The organism is Paenibacillus campinasensis, assembly GCF_002272015.1.
GTDB classification, from domain to species: Bacteria; Bacillota; Bacilli; order Paenibacillales; family Paenibacillaceae; genus Paenibacillus_AQ; species Paenibacillus_AQ campinasensis.
The window spans coordinates 1-19,473 of record NZ_NPBY01000113.1 but is presented as its reverse complement, the minus strand read 5'-3'; the positions used below and the strand labels follow the sequence as shown (position 1 = coordinate 19,473).

Below are 19,473 nucleotides of genomic sequence, written 5' to 3'. Positions count from 1 at the left end.
AAACAAAAACCCGACCTCGTGAGGCCGGGTTTCTTCCGAAGATGTGGTGCAGGGCACCATGGCTGTGTACAACCACCATATACTGCTGAGTACTCAGATTCGATTTTGAATGGGATACAGACTACAAGCCTCAACAGCACATGTTATAAAAAGACCGATGTTAAAACTCCCTGTGAGCTGGCCGCATCATCCCTTGAGCGGGATAATCCTCTTCGTACTCATCATATTGCGACGGTATGGGTTCGTGTACTTGTTCCTCCATTAGCGACGTTGACTGCCGCTGATAGGGCTCATCCACATACATGACTCTACGCAGAACTTGCATAAGCCCGTTCACGACGCGCAGCGCGATCCAGAACAGGATAAGGCCCACGCCAACGTACAGCAGATATTGCTGGTTATACGTCCAATCGATATGAAAATAACTGAACAAGCTCTTCTCCAAAATATCAACCTGAATTTCATTCATTAAAATGATATGGACGACGGGAAGAGTGATGAATCCTAGTCCGAGTGCAATGGCCGTTACCGTAATCACGAAGAATACGATACCCGTAACAAATCTTAGGAATACGAGGAGCAGATTACGAATAAAGAGTGCTCCGTCAAAGCCTCCCACCATTCGTTTCAACCAGTTCTGCCCCGCTTCAGACCGTGGATTGGAGGGATACGCTGCTGAAGGAGCAGGTAAACCCAAAATTTGTCGAATCATGCTTTGTTCGAAAACCACAATCCCATTCAACAGCTTGGCTACTGCAAAAAACAGCGGAATCCCGATAAAGATTGGCGTTAATCCAATGGATAGTACAACTCCTGTTATTGCCACTGTAAAATAGATAATCCCTAACGGGAGGGATAACAGGAAGTATAGGAGGGTGGCATAGGTTTTTGGATTAAACAGCACCCAATTCACCTTGCCTGCCTGCTCCATTGCAGCCGTTTCTGTTGCCTTCATATTCAAACACCCCTTATGGCTTCATAAGTCACGCTCCAAGTTATAGATCCATTATATCTGTGTGATTTGGCTGACATAACCGTCTTAGGGGGTATCTGAACCTAGACTTTAGACTAGAGAGTGGGCTAAACTAACGCACTGCCTATAAGATACTTCAGAGTATTGCTATCTCTTTACCATTGGGTATCAATTTTATTCGAAAATAATCAAGCCTGCTATCTCTTAAAACTCGTTTCATCAAGGCTATGCTCCGTTATCCCACTCAGTCATTCCAGCTAATACAACATAGAGTTTAATAGCTCCCTGATCCTCTGTTCCTCCCCGCTCTCGTTTGTACGAAACCTTGCTAATTCTATTCCAAATTTCTTGAAAATCTCTTCTTTTTTCTTATCTCGCTTTAGTTGTTCAGGATTGTTCTCATGAAAGGCAAATCCATCGACTTCAATTGCCAGTGCTAGCGATCTGTCCAGTTTATGATAAATCACAAAATCAACAGAAGAACGCTGTTTCACAAATTTACGTTCTTCCTCATCTAACCGTTCTAGGTCAGTAAACAAATTCATCAGTAAAATCTGATTTCCTAATTCAAAATCCTTAAACATAGGCTCCTGTAACATCTCATCGAGCAAGGCGTGCATAATATTCTCGCTGCGATGCCTTGATTTATTAAAGAAACGAACACGTTCTCGAAATTGCTGGAGATTATCAGAGTATTCCTTGTACAACAAGTCAAAAACAGAATGAATCTCACTCTCCACGACATTGTCGTCCATCGTGCTATATTCCATATATCGCATGAGATCTCCCACTTCATTCCCATACTTGTGAAACGCAGACTGATCGGTCACCAGAATAAATCTCGCCTGCGCACGGGACACAGCCACATTAATCATGCAAGGATCATTAACAAACCTCATCCCCATTCCACCTGCTCTTGTTCGATCGAGTACCGTAGACATGATCATAACAGACTTCTCACGTCCCTGATATTTATGGATTGTATCGCTCTCGATACCAATAGTGAATTGCTCGGTCGCTTTCTCAACCTGCTTGCGATATGGCGTCACAAAGCCGATATCCTCATGACCGGATGCCGCTTCGAGGTACCCTAACAGGATCTCCTGTTCAATAACATCAAGTTCCCTGGCATTGAACTTCCCTTTTTTGCCATGGGTCACCTCCCTCATGTGATTACCCGGTGACGTCTTATAGATCAATAAAGGGGATTCGGAAATCCCGGGATCGGTAAAAGCGATCAATTCGCCGTCGTAATATTTCCTGTTGCAGAATTCAATAATTTGGGGATGACAGCGGTAATGCTCTCGTAACATTACTTTCGGAACCGAATCCCCGTATAAGGCCAACATGGACGACAATAAATTATGCTCAATATAATCGTAAGCTTCATCCATGTCAGGAACCGTATGGTTCTGGATCCTATGTTCAATCTCCTTCTCCACGATATGCGGCAGTTGCTTAGTATCGCCGACGATAATAGCCTGCTTGCAGCAGGATAAAGCCAGCGCCCCTGTCAGCAAATCAACCTGCGAGGATTCATCAATGATGCAATAATCAAACAAGTAATTCGCAGGTATACAATTACGCAAAGAATGCGTTGTACTAAGCACAATCGGATAATGCTCGATAAACGTTTTAAATTTGTTGCTATAAGTGTATGTCTTCTCATTGCATTCCACAGCCGGGCGGTTATGATATTTCTCGTGTAATCGGTGCCGAAAAAGCGTTTCGGAGAGCTGCTGGTGCTGATTCATTAAGGCTTGATAGTCCTGGGCCTCTAATTCTTTTTCAAGCTTCTGTATACGATCTGATAGCTCCTCAACTTTTAATGTGTAAAATTCACGCTGAACATTCAGAATGACATCCAGCCCCTGCTCCTTCAAACGTTTGAAATCCGTAAAACCATGTCTGAAGAATAACTTAAATTGGTATAGGAACTTGTATTTCCTTTTCACCTCTACAGCCAGAAAACTATCTTTCATAAACTCCAATATTCGTTTCGGTGTCTGCCTATAAAATGACCACTTCTCTATAGGCTGGATATCCTGCCTAGCATAATAATGTTCAAAATGCTCCTGCTCAAGCAAATAAGCCGACAGTTTTTGCCTAAGCTGTGCCTTCTCCCTATCTAGTTCCATCAAACGATGAATACGCTGATTCAATTCTTGTAATTTGGCGTTTAATTCATCCTCTGGTACGTCACTTGACCATTCCGATACATCCCAATTGGGTAAGTTGGCAAAAAACTTTTTCTTGTTCTCTTGTTTGCCCAAACTAGCTACAAAAAAGTGGTACCCGTGCCGTTCCATCTTTTCTTGTACATTCAGAACTGCAGCGTTGTTACCAGAAACAACCGCTATCTTTTTCCCCTGCATAACCGCCAGATTCGCGAGGATGTTCAAAATCGTCTGGGTTTTACCCGTACCTGGAGGACCTTCGATAATACTGATAGTACTTTTTAAAGATTGCTCAAGCGCGGTCCTTTGGCTCAAATTGTACCTGAAAGGGAAAATCGGTTCTGTTGTAACCGGGATATCGCTCTTTATAGGTTTTTTCAGAAGATAATGGCTCAAAGCACTATCCGGATCTACGTAATTTAGGTTCGCAAATTGCTTGGCCAAAAATGTTCCTTTGTTCCCCTGTTCATCCTCACTTTTCGCATATTTTGAAATCTCGCGCCAATAGTCCAGAATCTTACGTCCTTCAGCGTTTTGAGTGCTACTACTTCTAATTTGAATACGTTCCCTATCATATGTACGAATACTCCCATTGTTAAAACACACCCGAACCCTTTGGCCGAAATCTAGCACCCGTTCTACATTATAAAAAGGATATCCCTCATGAAAAACAGCCGTATCCTCCGTTATGTCCTGAATGGTTGGCGTCAGTAGCTGTACATCACTGGACTGATAAGTATAAACCTTGGAAGACCCTTTATATACAATCCTTACGATTGGAGGATCTTTTTCGTATGAAGATACGTCCTGTGTTTTGTCCTCACCTTTAACAATTATCATAAATCTCTCTTGGTCCATAGCAGCCTCTCTGTATGAAATCAATGTTATATACAGAGTCTTCTATAAATTTGTGCTACATTCCTGCCATGGAAGGATTATTAGCACACAAATACCTTATCTAAGAGCAGAAAATGGAAACCGTGTGATCGTCCACACAACAATAAAACAAACGGACGCCGGCAGAGTACCGACGCCCGATTACGTTTCGTTTTATAAATGTCCATAATAGGGGGTTTATCATTAAGCCATTGATGTTCATCAGGTTAACTGCGGCACACCGAATCCGCAATACGCTCTCTTATGACGTAGAAAGTATCCTTTTTTGACCCGTGAGCTCCTGTATCGGTTTAATGTTTTGGGTGAATTCAAGCGTTCCTAAGTACGTTCCTTCTTGATCCCTTATGGCAAAATAACGAATATACACAAACTTATCTTTAACCGGAATCCAGAAATCTTCTGCATCTTTAACACCAGCTTTGAAATCAGCAAGCAGCTGATTGACGACGTGTACGCTTTGCGGAGGATGGCAGTTCTGCACACTTCGGCCGATCACCGCTTTGGTCCGAACGAAGATTCGTTCTTTGCCCTGGGAGAAATATCGGACGATATCGTATTCATCAATAAAGGTCAGGTCGACCGGCAAATGATTCAATATGGCTTCCATCTGTTTGACCGATACAATGCCTGTGCTCAGCCGGATATATCCCTCTTGCAGCGGAGAAGCATCCAATCCCTGGCCTGTGCCAGGTTCATCTGCTCTTTCTGGAATCCACGTTTGATCCGGCGCAATCAAGCAATAACCGACCTCTTCACTTTGGTCAGCAATTTGAAGCCATTCGTCTTCCGTCAGCTTTTCCAGAGCCATAGGTAATAAAATATGTTCTTCTTTATAGATCATTTCTGTTACTTCGTTTAAGACGCGTTTGGCAAGGTCCACTACAAGCTCGGCATTCCCTTCAAAGTGAGTGAGTTTAGATTTCACCTCTTTTATTCCCATTCGGTTGCCGTCATCCACCGCCCACATCACCTTGGTCGGTCCATAAATTCCGTATTTCTCGAGAAAAGGAAACAGCAAGTTTTCTTTGCGGCTGTAGTGTTTGTCCACATCATAGAGGAGACTGAAATCCTCCAGCAATTTGAGACGATTCACCTCCCCCGGATCCTTCAGAAATTGATCGAGATGCAGCGCGATTTTAAAATTCGCCAGTCGATCGATTTCTTGGTTCTCCCTTTTAAACGTATACACGGGATGTCCAGGCTGGTCCTCAGGCTTATGCGTTCTGTGGATGTCTTGGATGGAACCTTTGAATACAGCGGCATGGACGCTGCACAGTCGCTGTACTTCGGTGACCGGTATTCCTTCCTCCTGCATCAGCACTTGCTCCAGCTCCGAAATTTCGTCAACCGATATTTCACCTACAGCTTGGTTGAATTTTGACTTAACTTCCTCCACGCTTTTTCCATGGTGCAGCTCCTTAATGATTTCCTTGAGCAAATGGATACGGGCTGTTCGATGAGCAGAAATTCCTTCCTCACGGTTATTAATGAGTTCACTCAGTTCATCACCTCTGTCTTATTTCAATGTATATAAAGACCAAGCTCTATCTTGTTTACCTCTCTTCTCTAAACTAGCACCCTCATGCCCCACGACATGTGATTAAAAGCACAGAGGGAATGAACATTCAATGACTAAGGAAGGATGAATAGTGACCCAAGTTCTTCGAAAGTTCTTCTTCCCACTCCCCTTGTATTCTGGGTGTTTCTGTACGCTGTCGAGCCGGTTTGTTCGTTTCGCCAACAAAAAAGCGACCGAGTCGCGGTCGCTTTAATAACGGTATGAGAGACGAGGGAGCCTAACCCTGGCCGAAACGTTGCCACACCATTCCCCCTGAGCGGCCACCATGAAATGTCGGCAAAATGAATGAGCACGTTACAATTTCTGCATAGACTTCAGTCGGTCGAAACCACAGTTTCCAATCTTTTTTACTCAGTTGTCCTTTTTTTCATTGGACGATGTCTGTAGTTAGCGATACAGATACGCCAGATCAGCTTCATAAGATTGGGAACAGTGCGTGCGTTTTCTTTGAGATAGGACCATGCCGGACGGTTCCCTCGTTTCGTATTGCATTCGCTGCATGAAGCGATGAGGTTATGGGGAAGGTCCGAGCCCCCTTTGCTTGAGGGGATTATATGGTCCACGGTCGTCGCGTGTTGTCCGCACCACAAACAAGTGTGATGATCTCGTTTCAGGGCAGCTTTTCGATAGTCCCGAAATAAGAACGGATTATACAGCAATTGGATCGTCTGCTCATCAATCCAAACTGCTCGCGAGCGCTCAACTTCCCGCCAAGCCCGATGAGGCAAGCATGGTGTTAGCTGTTGACCATCCATATTGAGCACCTTTATCAATTGATCCTCTCCATCATGACCCTGATTCATCGACTTCCCCCCACCTGTACGACATGCTCCTGCCTATAGTATTAATATAAAACAAAAACACCATCCTCATGCGGATGGTCTTCATGATAGTGGAGGGGAGAGGAGTAAGCCCCCTCTTGTTAGGGAAAGTCAAGCTTGCGATGACTTCTGCTTTGTACGTCGACCCTTGATTCCCGTTCTCCCGTTGAGACTAAATCCCGACCAGAACCAATCTGGTCAATAACACTCCTGCCTCCGAACGATGACTATCGATTTCAGCGAGATTTTGACTGATGGCTCCAACGCAATTTGATCCCTGCCCCTCACCAGGCCAACACGGTTTCTCCCAACCACAACACATAAGATAATGCAAAAAAGCGACCTTGACAGGTCGCAGGCAAAGTTATATCTCGCTGGAATGCATTGAATTATTCTACCAGTTCTCCATTAATAAATGTCATCGACTTATCTTTGAATTCTAGAATAAATGAGTGCTGATAATCCGGTTCGTTACTGAGCTCTGTCCCTAACATATATTCATTACCGACATTATCAAAAGGGTTATGAAGCACACCTTTAGGTGTGTATCTTGTTTCATGTCCTATTACATTGCCATTCTCATCATAAATAAATGTGCTTTTACTTGAGACCAGCAAGTCCTTGCCGTTCTCCAATGTTAAATGAACCTCCAGACGACCGTTGGACATATGATGAGCAATATTTACATCTTCAGACGACACCCGAGTCCCAATGGCGAAAAGCCAAATAACAGCTACAGCCAGTAGGAGTACCGCAGAGACGGAGAGAATAATCTTTCTTTTGTTTATTTTTCTCACTTTTTTTAAGTAATTAAGTTTTTGTGCCTCATCTTTATCAATTGAGGGCATATAGAGACCTGTTTCCTCGGTCATTTCTCGATAAAACTGACGGCATGCCTCGCATGATTCCAGATGCTTATCGATTTCTTCATTACTGTATGAAGAGGTTAGCTTTTCAATATAGGAAGGCAATAGATCCCGAATCATATCACATTTCATGATGATCTTCCTTTCATCAACTTTTGTTTTCCGCGGTAAAAGGTAACTCGTGCCCATGTTTCATCTCTGCCGAGAATTTCTCCAATCTCTCGAAAACTAAATTCCCCGGTCAAACGCAGGTACAATACTTCTTTCGTATTCGGATCCAGCAAATGAAGCTGTTTGAATAAGTCCATTTTGTTCTGAGCCAAAATAAACTGTGATTCTGGCGAATTTGAATCGGTAAAGGAAGGATCCTCTAGTACGTCAGAGGAACTCTTCCGCCGCTTGTCCAGTTCCTGGTACCAAACATGCTTAGCAATCTGACAAAGCCAAACGTATACTTTACAGCTTCCATCGTATCTATGTATTGACTTTATCGCTCTATAAAAGGTTTCTTGGGTGATCTCTTCCGCCAACAAATGGTTATGGCAAAAGCTAAATATGAATTTATATACTTGGGTCGAATATTCCCTGTATAATTCCTCGGTGTCCCGCATCTATTCACCTCCTCAAGTATATATCCATAAATGTTGATAAACGTTACAACTTATTTTGCAGTCAAGCTAATTTTTTTCTAAACAACTTCATTTATCCTATACCCCTCAAGCCAATCCCATCAAGCTTTTCGCCTGAAATGTTATCTTCATTGAACCCCAGAAATGCAGAAAGACCACCTCTCGGGTGGTCTCACTGATAATATAAAATAGAGGCGAGGGGATTGGAACCCCTGCCGGAAGATAACGACAACACAAGTTTCTACGGATGTAGTGACTTGAGATGTTTTCCCCTAGAGAGCTGCCAAGTCACCCGCTACTCCCTAGACTAGTCTGATTGTCTTCTTCCGCTAGCCCCTGACGGAGACTAAATGGCGTATCCCACTAAAGTTGAGACCTAATCCAGTTTTGAAGTCCACGCAGCCAGTGTTGTATACGCGGTGGCCTACAATGTACCGAAGAGTTCGAAAGCCTACTTCTGTCAGGCATTCGGACACTTTTCCTTTCCTTATGCGACCCTTTTTCCGAGTATTATCAGCTGTTTGCTACTGCCAAATACGCATGTCAAAACACATTATGTATAAGAAGTATCTGTTGGGATGGAGCGGAGATAGTTTTCCCAATCTTCTGGGAAACCTATTCTGTATAATTCACACACATGGTTATAGCGATCGAGCAGCGAATTCAACTCTGTAATCCAACTACTCCACGTGGTCTGGTCTTGAACAAGGTACTTTAAAGTGAAGATTGCCCCAAATAGCGTATTTGGCTTAATCTTTAATTTTTGAGCGTCGAAAGTAAGAGCCACTTGATGAGTCAGCTTGGTATCATATATTCTGGAAAAATGAGCGCATCGATTTCGCAGAATACATAAGGAATGCAACCAGCTATCCATAAGCTTGTTCGTCTTCAAGCCAAATTGTTTACAAATCACCCGTTTATCTTCTGGTTTCATATTAGTGTACAAAATGGATAAACTGGAGAACGAAAGCACTTCAACCGCAACCCAGATAGGATATCTTTGGCGATAGTTGTGCTTATGATGTGAAACAAATATTTCTTTGCTTCGATCCAGTTCTTCGTACAATTTGGAGATAAACTTATCGTAATCAATGGACTTTCGAAAAGAAAAATTTGCAGGTTCGTTGTAACATTCCACACCGTATTTATGAGCAAGATGATATGAAATCAATGAGCGCATACTTATTTCTACATATTCAAAGATGTCCAACAAAAGAGACCGTAAACGCATATCGAAATGATACAGGTCTACAATGTTTTCGAAAGCCGTCCCTTCCCTGTACTGATTTTCGTCCAATTTGTAAGGAAGCAAATAACCTGTTAAACGGTAATAATTGATTCGTTTTAGTATCCCTACGGCTTTAATCTCATCTTGAATGATCAGGCCGCGATCTTTGAATTTATCGAGCATTTCAGTATAAGTCGCAGGAGGCTTTAAATTTGTTTCATGGTTTCCTTCCACATTAAGCACCCCTGAAAATAAAATGGCCCGCCCAGTTTCGCATTGTTAAGAGGCGCGGGCGGGATCTGTTAATGCAAGTATACGGTATGAAGAACTGATCGTCAAGGGAACAGTACCATCCCAATCTCTCCTTTTCTTTTCCATGTAAAGTGAGATTTTAATCGAAGAATTCAGTTGTCTTCTTGATCATTGTTTCCCTTTTCGAAGAAAAATGGATTACTGTTCAACATTAAACCTAAACGTAAGTTGTCGAATGGCTTTTGCATTTCTTTTATACTTAGTTGAAAACTCTTAAGAAGTACTGATATTGTATCTTGGAAGTTTTTTGTAAATATCTTCATAGTATTTGATATTTTACTTAGCGTGTTCGTTAAATATTCTGGTTTTTAAGTACAAAGTCCCGTTCTTCAGTGAGGAGGATTGCTTTATCGAATCTTTGATGAGCTTAGCAACTTCATAATTTCTCGATATTCAACTTTATCAAGCTCTTTACAGTGAGCCACTTTCTTTATACATGGAGGCCAGGGGAGTATCGATATCTCGATTAAACTTACAAAGACGCTACCGCAACGATGCAATACACTAAGGTAGAATTCGAGGCCGTGCCCGTCCGCTGAAGCAATCTTCTGTAGCCAATTCATTCGCTCCCTGCGCGGGACGAACCTTCGGTTCTCCTCCCCTCTTCGACGCCTGTACATAAAGAAAGCCCCGACCTTACGGCCGGGACTTTCTTTATTATGTATGGAGGCGAGGGGAGTCGAACCCCTGTCCGAAGATAACGACAACACAAGCTTCTACGGGTGTAGTCACGGTTTTGATGTCACCTGGATCAGCGCCCCGTAACCGGCTCTATTCCAGGTCAGCCTGATTGTCTTCTTCAGCTAGCCCCAGGCGGAGACTAGACAGCGTATCCCACTATAAGTTGAGCCCTCATCCCGGCACATGGGCGATGCAGAGCGAGAGCACGCGTGCAGGTTATTAAGCTGCTACAGCGTAAGAAGTTTGTTGTTTGCCATTTAATTGGCTTTAGCGTTGATGAAGTGGACGCGTCCCCACTACCCGCTACTCATGCCCGAACTATCCCCGTCGAATCCAAAAACGCCCCCTTAAATAGGAGAAATGTCAGCGTATCTACGCACGCAAACCTTCCTGCCAAAAAGGGCTTCCGGATTAGATCATCGACGCATTCAGCATGGCAGTCGATCTATTCCGCATCCTTTCCCTCCAAGAAAGGATGACGAAGCATAATCTTATGGTTGTCAAAGATCTGATGATCTTTCGTACATCACTTAGTATATCACATTCCGCATCATAATGATATATAGATACCAGGCAGAGCAGCTAAATGCTGCCACCTGCAGCTCATCCCTCTATTCATTAAACGATATTCCCATCTGCATAACATAAGACCTAAGACATTTATCTCGCAATCTTCTGCTTCTCCCGCAGGGCACGCTGGATATCACGCTGCGCATCGCGCTTGGCTGCATCGGCGCGCTTGTCATACTGCTTCTTCCCTTTACCGAGACCGAGCAGCAGCTTGGCATAGCCATTGCGGATGTAGACCTTGAGCGGCACGATGGTGTACCCCTCCTGCTTGGACAGGCCCAGCAGCTTGGTAATCTGCTCCTTGTGCAGCAGCAGCTTCCTTGCGCGGGTAGGGTCGGTCGGGTTGAACCGGTTCCCCTGCTCGAACGGGCTGATATGCATGTTGTGGATGTGAATCTCGCCATTTCGGATCGTTGCAAAAGCATCAGCAATGTTCGCGCGGCCGTTGCGGATCGACTTGATCTCCGTTCCGGTCAGCACCATGCCTGCCTCGTACGTATCCTCGATGAAGTAATCATGGGAAGCTTTTTTGTTCTGGGCCAGAACCTTCCCGTCACTTTTCTTACCCATGGTCTCACTCCTTATCATCACGGTCTTAATGGGAAAAAGGACTTCCGGCAGACCGCCACCAATGCAATCTCACCAGAAGTCCATTGTATCAAACTGCCACCTGCAAAATCAAGGCAGAGCCCAGCGTTACGCAATGAAAAAGGCGGGGAAAAACAGCTATATTCATATTCAACCAGGGAATCTGGTGAAGCGAAGCCCCTTACTTTTTCTTCTTGCGGACAAAGGCAGCGGTGCCCCCGCCCTTGCCCTTGCGCTTACGGCCGCCCGCGGCGGGAGCGCCGCCAACGCCAGGGCCCGGCGTCGGGCCGTCGCCGATGAAGATGCCGCTGCGCGACGTCTTCTTCCGGCGGCTCTTGGCACCGCCCTGGCGGGCGTTGCGGTCAAAGCCGAGGGAGCCGCCCCCGGACGAGCTGTACCCGCCTTTGCCAGAGCCAAAGGCGAAGCTCCGCTGCTCGCCCCCAGCGGCTTCCTCGGCGGCCCGCCCGCCGCCGGCGCCCTCGCGGCGCTTACCTGGCACCGGGCCACCGCCCGGGCCTGCCGCGCCGCCGCCTTCCGCCACGGCGCTGCGCTTGCCGCGGCCTTTGCGCGCCCCGCCATCGCGGGCGCGCCCCTCACGGCCACCGGCTCCGCCACGGTCGCCGCCGCCTTCACTGCCGCGTCCACGCCGGCGCGGCTTCATATCCACCATCTCAAAATCGATGGTGTGCTCATCCATGTTCACGTTGGCTACGCGCACCTTCACATCATCGCCGATGCGGAACACCTTGGATGTCCGCTCGCCGATCAGCGCCATATGCCCTTCGTCGAAGTGGTAATAATCATCCGTCAGCGCACTGAGCCGGATGAGGCCTTCGACGGTATTCTCCAGCTCGATGAACATGCCGAAGCTGGTCACGCTGCTGATAATGCCTTCGAATTCCTCGCCAATCTTGTCGAGCATGAACTCGGCCTTCTTCAGCGCCTCGGTATCGCGCTCCGCATCCACAGCCACGCGCTCTCGCTCCGAGGACTGCTGCGCGATATCCGCCATCCGGCCCGCCAAGTACTCCTGGCGCTCCTCGGTCAGCATGTTGCCGCTTTCGATCACTTCGCGAATGACGCGGTGGATGACCAGATCCGGATAACGCCGGATCGGGGATGTGAAATGCGTGTAATACTCCGCCGCCAGGCCGAAATGGCCCGTGCTCTCGGCATCGTACTTCGCCTGCTTCATCGATCGCAGCATCATCGTGCTGAGCACAGTCTGCTCTTTCGTGCCGTGGATGTCATCCAGCAGATTTTGCAGCGCGCGCGGATGAATCTGGTTGCCCCGGCCTTTCACATGATGGCCGAAATTGGCCGCAAACGCCATAAAGTTCTGCAGCTTCTCCGGATCCGGGTCCTCGTGAATCCGGTAGATGAACGGCACCTTCAGCCAGTGGAAATGCTCCGCCACCGTCTCATTGGCCGCCAGCATGAATTCCTCGATGATTTGCTCCGCGATGGAGCGCTCTCTTTTGACAATATCAACCGGCTTGCCGTTCTCGTCCACAATCACCTTGGACTCCACGAAATCAAAATCCACCGCACCCCGCCGCATCCGGCGGTCACGCAGCTTCAGCGCCAGCTCGCGCATCAGGCGGAAATCCTCCACCAGATCGCTGTAGCGCTCAATCAGTTCAGGGTCCTCGTCCACAAGGATCTTGCGCACATTGTTGTACGTCATCCGCTCCTTGGTCCGAATCACACTTGTGAACACGTCATGACTGACAACCTTCATCTGGTCGTTAAACTCCATCTCACAGGACAGCGTCAGCCGGTCCACCTGCGGGTTCAAACTGCATATCCCGTTGGAGAGCCGGTGCGGCAGCATCGGAATTACCCGGTCCACCAGGTACACACTGCAGCCCCGGTTATAGGCCTCCTTGTCCAGCTCCGAGCGCTCGCGCACATAGTAGCCGACGTCGGCGATATGCACGCCCAGGCGGTAGTTGCCGTTCGGAAGCCGCTCCACATTCACCGCATCGTCCAGGTCCTTGGCATCCTCACCGTCGATGGTGACGATGTTTTTGCCGCGCAGGTCGCGACGGCCCTGCTGAGCGATCTCCTCCTCGGTAATGGTGTCCGGCACGGCATCCGCCTCAGCCAGCACCTCTTCCGGGAAGCCTTCCGGCAGCTGATGCTTGCGGATGATGGACAGAATATCGACGCCCGGATCATTCTTATGACCGAGAATTTCGACAACCTCGCCCTCGGCCGCCGCTCTCCCTTCCGGGTAGCTCACCAGCTTCACCACAACCTTCACGCCGTCAACCGCACCGTTCATGGCATGCTTCGGGATAAAAATGTCCCGGTTAATCCGCTTGTCATCCGGCAGCACAAATCCATACGCCTCATGGTTCTGGAACACGCCGACCACCTGCGTGATGGCGCGTGTGACGATCCGGACGACCTCGCCCTCCATGCGGCCGCCGTCGCTGCCTTGCGAGCTGATGCGCACCAGAACAGTGTCACCGTTCATGGCACTCTTCAGATCGTTGGCATGAATGTACACATCCGGATGCTCTCTGTCATCAGGAATCAGAAAAGCAAAGCCCTTCGGATGGGCCTGCAAGCGACCGCGCAGCAGCGACATCCGCTCCGGGACGCCATAGCGCTGCGTGCTGGTCAGAATGATTTTGCCGGATTGCTCCAGCTCATTCAGCAGCTTCAGAAACTCCCTGAATTCATTGGCATCCTCAATTTGAAAATGCTTCTCCAGCTCCTGGTACGTCATCGGTTTATATGCAGTTTCCCGCATAAAATCCAGTAATATTTGTTCCGTTATCATTATGATCACCTCGGGGAACCTGCAGTATCATTGTTCCTCTATCCATTCTTTACCTAAATATACACTACCCTAGTATACACGAATTTAATCCGCGGTATCCTTACATTCACTGCCAGTTCTCGCTAGAACCGCCACTTTGCCCGCAACATAGAGCCACAGGGCGCTCTCCTGCAGCTTCCCGGGTATTAAAAAACCTCCGCTCTTCCATAAAATGAAAAAGCGAAGGTTATTGTTCCGAGAGTTATTTCAATACGGCAACGACAATGGCCAAAATCATAAATGCGCTCGCAAGACCAACGGTGATCCGCTGGAGCACCAGATCCAAACCGCGCGCCTTGGTTTTACCAAAAAGATGTTCCGCACCGCCGGAGATGGCACCGGCCAGACCTGCACTTTTCCCTTTTTGGAGAAGAACGACAGTAATCAATGCGATGGAGACAATAACAAGCAGCACTTCAAACAATACAACCATGAATTCCACCTCCTACGTATGTAAACATCTTGATCATTCAGAATCTATCCTTCAAATCAACATTCCGTAATAGTAATTAGAAAACAGCATTTTTATTGTACCACAGCTATTCTCCCCTGACAAGGATTGTTGGCGTATTCTCGCACGCCTCCTTATCCTTACCATCATAACAACTCTTCGTGACCCAAAGCCACTGAATTTCGATGTTTATCGTTACGATCAATCCACAGCGTTCTCCGCTATTCTCAGGTATACTGTACACACCTTCGCCGCCAAACCGATTCCTTAATTTTAAAAATCCAAATAAAAGGCCCGCCCCTCAAGCAGGACAGACCTTCAACGCGATCATCATCTTCTCATACACCTTCGCAGGCTTGGCATGGCGTCCCTTACCTTACCCGAAAAGATCCCGTGCTCAGCGCGACAAGCTCCCCGCGCTCATTGGTGATCCGGCTTTCCGTGGTGACAGAGCGATGTGTCTGGTGCACGATATGCGCGGTGACGTACAGCCGCCCTCCCCGGGCCGGCTTCACAAAATGCACATTCAAATTGCTCGTCACCGTGGACTCCCCCGGCCGCTGCAGCATGACCGCGATGCCCATCGCGTTGTCCATCAGGGAGGACAGCACGCCGCCGTGCACAATGCCCATCATATTCATATGGTGCGGCTCGGTATCGAGTGTGACCACGACTTCTTCCTCACTCGCAGATTCGAGCTTGCAGCCAAGGTAGCCCCAGAACGTAGGCTCTGCTGCGCGGGTCATCTCTTCAATGTAAGACTCCAGATTCCCGCCGTGCGCAGGCTGCCTGCTCTCCTTGTTTGCCAGACCCCCTCGCTGCTGCTTGCCCTGCCCCGGCGCAATACGAGTGGCCTCTCCCTCGGTATGCTGCTCTCGGTTTGCCTCCTGCCTCTGCGCTTCCTCTGTCTGCGCCTCCTGCTGCAGTACGGCCTTTTCTTCAGCACCAGAATGTCGATTCTCCATCAGGCCGCCTCCTTTCCGGCATACATCTCCAGTCCCGCTGCCTTCTCATTCGCCTCAACTAGCCGCTCGCCGCAGTGAATCCCGGCCTGCTTGCGGCATGCCCGCGTCCCACCTGGCCTTCACAATGGATGCTTTGCCAAGCGGGCTTCATGCCTTCAGCAGCATGCGCTCCTTACGCGGTCGGCTTGCCTTCCTCCTCTTCCTCCAGCAGCTTGCGCCGCAGCACCTTTCCGACAAGCGTCTTCGGCAGCGAATCCCGGAACACGAACTCCCTCGGCACTTTATAGGCCGCGAGCTGCTTGCGGCAGAACTTCTCCAGCCCGGCGGGGTCCGGCGCAGCCCCATCCTTCAGCACGATATAGGCTTTGACCGTCTCGCCCCGGTATTCGTCCTTGGTGCCCACCACCACCGCTTCCTTCACGGACGGGTGCTCGTAGAGCACCTCCTCGATTTCTCTCGGATAGATATTGTAACCGCTTGCGATTATCATATCCTTTTTGCGGTCGATAATTCGGAAGTACCCTTCCTCATCCATCGTGGCCATATCCCCGGTAAACAGCCAGCCGCCCCGAAGCGTGTCAAACGTATCCTCAGGCCGCTTCCAATACCCCTTCATCACCTGAGGCCCCTTTACGATGAGTTCCCCAGGCTCGCCCACCGGCACTTCATCCCCGGTGTCCGGATTGACAACCTTGGCCTCCGTATCCGGCAGGGGGATCCCGATGGTGCCGATTTTGCGATGCCCCCAGATCGGGTTCGCATGGGTGACCGGGGCGGCCTCCGTTAAGCCGTAGCCCTCGATCAGACGTCCTTTGGTCAGCTCCTCGAACGTGTCCTGCACCTCCACCGGAAGCCCGGCAGAGCCGCTGATACAGGCATTAATGGAAGACAGATCATAATCCTTGATTTGCGGATGGTTGATCAGGGCAATGTACATCGTCGGAGCACCGGGAAAGAGCGTCGCTTTCTTTTTTCGGATCAGATCCAGAATCATCTTCGGTTCGAACCTCGGCACCATCAGCAGCTCGCTGGCTCTGTACACCGCCTGATTCAGCAGCACCGTCAAGCCGAATACGTGAAAACAAGGCAGCGCCGCCAAATACCGCTCCTTGCCCTCCTCCACCTTGTAGCACCACATGGAGGATTGCAGCGTGTTGGCAATGAGATTGTAATGCGTAAGCATGACGCCTTTCGGGACCCCGGTGGTTCCGCCGGTATACTGAAGCAGCGCCAGGTCCTTCTCGGCATGGACCGATTCGCACACAGGGGCATCCAGCGCTTGCTCCAGCAGTTTTTTAAAGGGATATACCCCTTCTCGATAATGAATGACCGGCAGGGGCCCTTGCTTCTTGGCCTTGATCGGGAACAGCAGGTTTTTCGGAAAAGGCAAATAGTCCGCGATGCTTGTCACAATGATATGCTTCAGCTCCGTCTCGCCCTGCACCTTCTCCACCCGGGCAACAAAATGGTCAAGCGTAATGATCGCTTTAGCCCCGGAATCCTGCATCTGATGTGCAATCTCCCGCTCCATATAGAGCGGATTGGTCATCACCACCACGGCGCCTGACAGCAGCGCGCCAAAATACGAAATGACAACCTGAGGACAGTTGGGCAGCATGATCGCTACCCGGTCCCCTTTGTTAATTCCCTTGCCCCGGAGCGCGTTCGCCATTCGATAGGACGCCTCCAGGAGCTGTTTGTAGGTTAACGTCTTGCCCATAAAATAAACTGCCGGCCGATTCGGATATTTCTGCGCGGACGTTACAAGAAACAGTCCCAGGTTATGCTTCGGGTACTCGTACGAGGGGGCTACTTCCGGCGGATAAAATGGCAGCCAAGGCTTTGCATCCATACAAAACCATCCCTTTCCTCCCAGGTAAACTTCCAAATCCTCTTTCGTTGCACGGTTAATTTACACCGTTCTCCTTGTTACACCGTGTACCGCTCCCTGCTCACAACCCGCGCCGCGATGCTCCGCTTTAGCGCCACGGTGTCGAGCGGTGCGGTTCGGGTCAATTTTTTCAGCACCGACAGCTGCATGCGCAGCATATCGCCTGTTTCAACTGCGGCGAGCGTCTCTCTGGCCAGCCCTTCAATGCGCAGGAACGCCTCATACGCAAACACCTGCGTCATCTCGATCATCCCCGCAGCCTTCTCCTCCGAAGTCCGCGTCAGGTGCTTGCGGGTGCGAAGCAGTGCGCTTTCCAGCGCATAGATATCTGTCATGATATCTGCCAGGTTCGAGAGCAGCTCCTGCTCCTTCTCCAGCTTCGTCCCCAGCTTCTGAACCGCGAGGCCGCCGACGAGCAGGAAGATTTTTTTGCTCATATCCAGGAAGTGCGCTTCCCTGGCCAGCGTCTCCTCGAACGACTGACCCGGCACCATCTGCAGCAGCTCGCCTTGAAGCGCTTGCGCCTTTTCCAGAAGGGCGATTTCGCTTTTCATCGCTTTTTTCACGAGCGTGCCCGGGATGAGCAGGCGGTTGATTTCGTTGGTCCCTTCAAAAATCCGGTTGATCCGCGAATCGCGATAAATCCGTTCGATTTTGTACTCCTGGATATAGCCGTAGCCCCCGTGAATCTGCACCCCTTCATCCGCGACAAAATCCAGTCCCTCGGACGCAAACACCTTGTTGATCGAGCATTCAATCGCGTAATCGGCGATAGCCGCCGCCACCTGAACGCCGGAATCCGGCTGTTCATAATCGATGTCCTGCAGCGCCTCATCGAGCAGGCCCGCCGTGCGGTACACCATGCTTTCCATGACAAAAGCGGCGATGTTCATCTCGGCCAGCTTTTTGCGCATGAGCGGGAACTGGGAGATCGGGGTGTCGAACTGCTTGCGGGTATTCGCATATTTCGAGCTCAGTTCAATCGCCTCTTTAGCCGCGCCCACGGCTCCAGCAGCCAGTTTGTACCGTCCGATGTTCAGGATGTTGAAGGCAATCCGGTGGCCTTTGCCAATCTCCCCGAGCAGATTCTCCTTCGGCACCTTCACATCTTCGAAGAAGAGCGGCCGCGTGGACGAGCCCTTAATGCCCATCTTCTTCTCCTCGGGCCCGAGCGTAAAGCCCTCCATCCCTTTCTCCACGATGAATGCGGTGAAATGCTCGCCGTCAATCTTCGCATAAACGATGAAAATGTCAGCAAATCCTGCGTTCGTGATATACAGCTTCGATCCGTTCAAAATATAAAACTCCCCGTCCTCCGACAACTTCGCGGTCGTCTTGGCGCTGAGCGCATCCGAGCCGGAGGTCGGCTCCGTGAGGCAGTATGCGGCGATCAAGGCGCCGCTGGCGAGATCCGGGAGGTATTTGCGCTTCTGCTCCGGCGTTCCGAAGAACACAATCGGCAGCGTGCCGATGCCGACATGAGCTCCGAAGGACAGCGCAAAGGAGGAGCCCCGGGCCAGCGTTTCATTGATAATGGTCGAGCTGACCTTATCCAGCCCGACGCCGCCGAACGCTTCCGGCACATCTGCGCCGAGCAGCCCAAGCTCCCCGGACTTGCGGAGCAGATCCACGGTCAGCTCATAATCCAGCTTCTCAATCTCTTCGTCACGGGGCATAATCTCCCCGTCGACAAAATCCCGCACCGTCTCGGCAATCATCCGGTGCTCATCCGTAAAATCCTCGGGTGTCATCACCCGTTCCAGCTCCGGCGTCTCAATAACAAAGCTTCCACCTTTGATTTTCGGTTCTTTGGTTTGGTTATCGCTCATTGTGAGGACTCCTTTCGGGATAGTATGGCGGTGGCAGAGGCACTTCCTTCGGGCGATGACTGCTGCGAGGGTAGGGGGCTGGCATAGTCTAGTGTTGCTTCGAAGCTCTTTTGTCCGCTCAGGCGCGGATCGTCCTTCCGATCGCTGTTGTTTTCGGATTTCCTTGAACCCCCATTCCACCGTCGA

The 19,473-nt window shown here is 49.3% G+C and carries 13 protein-coding genes and 1 other RNA gene; all 14 read right to left on the bottom strand.

Annotated features, from left to right (window positions below):
- Nucleotides 1-160: 160 nt before the first annotated feature.
- Complete coding sequence (locus tag CHH67_RS25220) at nucleotides 161-955, bottom strand: sensor domain-containing protein (protein ID WP_095268124.1); 795 nt, start codon at nucleotides 953-955, stop codon at nucleotides 161-163.
- A gap of 275 nt (nucleotides 956-1,230) precedes the next feature.
- Entirely contained in the window at nucleotides 1,231-4,008 is a 2,778-nt protein-coding gene (locus CHH67_RS25215) for an AAA domain-containing protein (RefSeq protein WP_095268123.1), read from the bottom strand.
- 280 nt (nucleotides 4,009-4,288) lie between these two features.
- Nucleotides 4,289-5,548, bottom strand: coding sequence for a DUF438 domain-containing protein (locus tag CHH67_RS25210; protein WP_095268122.1), 1,260 nt, complete (start codon nucleotides 5,546-5,548; stop codon nucleotides 4,289-4,291).
- A gap of 425 nt (nucleotides 5,549-5,973) precedes the next feature.
- Complete coding sequence (locus CHH67_RS25205) at nucleotides 5,974-6,381, bottom strand: HNH endonuclease (protein WP_230875869.1); 408 nt, start codon at nucleotides 6,379-6,381, stop codon at nucleotides 5,974-5,976.
- 455 nt (nucleotides 6,382-6,836) lie between these two features.
- Nucleotides 6,837-7,445, bottom strand: coding sequence for a zf-HC2 domain-containing protein (locus tag CHH67_RS25200; protein WP_179292224.1), 609 nt, complete (start codon nucleotides 7,443-7,445; stop codon nucleotides 6,837-6,839).
- Nucleotides 7,442-7,924 (bottom strand): RNA polymerase sigma factor, encoded by a 483-nt coding sequence (locus tag CHH67_RS25195; RefSeq protein ID WP_095268119.1) that lies wholly within the window; start codon nucleotides 7,922-7,924, stop codon nucleotides 7,442-7,444. The genes CHH67_RS25200 and CHH67_RS25195 overlap by 4 nt, the downstream gene beginning before the upstream one ends.
- A gap of 571 nt (nucleotides 7,925-8,495) precedes the next feature.
- Entirely contained in the window at nucleotides 8,496-9,404 is a 909-nt protein-coding gene (locus CHH67_RS25190; protein WP_095268118.1) for an Abi family protein, read from the bottom strand.
- Nucleotides 9,405-10,143: 739 nt separating this feature from the next.
- Nucleotides 10,144-10,510, bottom strand: a transfer-messenger RNA (tmRNA) gene (gene ssrA, locus CHH67_RS25180).
- 313 nt (nucleotides 10,511-10,823) lie between these two features.
- Nucleotides 10,824-11,303, bottom strand: coding sequence for an SsrA-binding protein SmpB (gene smpB, locus CHH67_RS25175; RefSeq protein ID WP_095268116.1), 480 nt, complete (start codon nucleotides 11,301-11,303; stop codon nucleotides 10,824-10,826).
- A gap of 199 nt (nucleotides 11,304-11,502) precedes the next feature.
- Nucleotides 11,503-14,112, bottom strand: coding sequence for a ribonuclease R (gene rnr / locus CHH67_RS25170; RefSeq protein WP_095268115.1), 2,610 nt, complete (start codon nucleotides 14,110-14,112; stop codon nucleotides 11,503-11,505).
- Nucleotides 14,113-14,353: 241 nt separating this feature from the next.
- Complete coding sequence (gene secG, locus CHH67_RS25165; RefSeq protein ID WP_095268114.1) at nucleotides 14,354-14,584, bottom strand: preprotein translocase subunit SecG; 231 nt, start codon at nucleotides 14,582-14,584, stop codon at nucleotides 14,354-14,356.
- A gap of 389 nt (nucleotides 14,585-14,973) precedes the next feature.
- Entirely contained in the window at nucleotides 14,974-15,348 is a 375-nt protein-coding gene (locus tag CHH67_RS25160; protein ID WP_095268125.1) for a PaaI family thioesterase, read from the bottom strand.
- Nucleotides 15,349-15,739: 391 nt separating this feature from the next.
- The gene (locus tag CHH67_RS25155) at nucleotides 15,740-17,419 is read right to left on the bottom strand and encodes a long-chain-fatty-acid--CoA ligase (protein WP_095268113.1); all 1,680 of its coding nucleotides are present in this window, start codon (nucleotides 17,417-17,419) and stop codon (nucleotides 15,740-15,742) included.
- Nucleotides 17,420-17,496: 77 nt separating this feature from the next.
- Nucleotides 17,497-19,287 (bottom strand): acyl-CoA dehydrogenase family protein, encoded by a 1,791-nt coding sequence (locus CHH67_RS25150; protein WP_095268112.1) that lies wholly within the window; start codon nucleotides 19,285-19,287, stop codon nucleotides 17,497-17,499.
- Nucleotides 19,288-19,473: the final 186 nt, after the last annotated feature.

Bases quoted from the DNA above. Each gene is read 5' to 3' on its own strand.
- smpB (WP_095268116.1), bottom strand. From the start codon at position 11,303: ATGGGTAAGAAAAGTGACGGGAAGGTTCTGGCCCAGAACAAAAAAGCT.
- CHH67_RS25150 (WP_095268112.1), bottom strand. From the start codon at position 19,287: ATGAGCGATAACCAAACCAAAGAACCGAAAATCAAAGGTGGAAGCTTT.
- CHH67_RS25205 (WP_230875869.1), bottom strand. From the start codon at position 6,381: ATGGATGGTCAACAGCTAACACCATGCTTGCCTCATCGGGCTTGGCGG.
- CHH67_RS25220 (WP_095268124.1), bottom strand. From the start codon at position 955: ATGAAGGCAACAGAAACGGCTGCAATGGAGCAGGCAGGCAAGGTGAAT.
- CHH67_RS25195 (WP_095268119.1), bottom strand. From the start codon at position 7,924: ATGCGGGACACCGAGGAATTATACAGGGAATATTCGACCCAAGTATAT.
- CHH67_RS25215 (WP_095268123.1), bottom strand. From the start codon at position 4,008: ATGGACCAAGAGAGATTTATGATAATTGTTAAAGGTGAGGACAAAACA.
- rnr (WP_095268115.1), bottom strand. From the start codon at position 14,112: ATGATAACGGAACAAATATTACTGGATTTTATGCGGGAAACTGCATAT.
- CHH67_RS25155 (WP_095268113.1), bottom strand. From the start codon at position 17,419: ATGGATGCAAAGCCTTGGCTGCCATTTTATCCGCCGGAAGTAGCCCCC.
- CHH67_RS25200 (WP_179292224.1), bottom strand. From the start codon at position 7,445: ATGAAATGTGATATGATTCGGGATCTATTGCCTTCCTATATTGAAAAG.
- CHH67_RS25160 (WP_095268125.1), bottom strand. From the start codon at position 15,348: ATGACCCGCGCAGCAGAGCCTACGTTCTGGGGCTACCTTGGCTGCAAG.
- secG (WP_095268114.1), bottom strand. From the start codon at position 14,584: ATGGTTGTATTGTTTGAAGTGCTGCTTGTTATTGTCTCCATCGCATTG.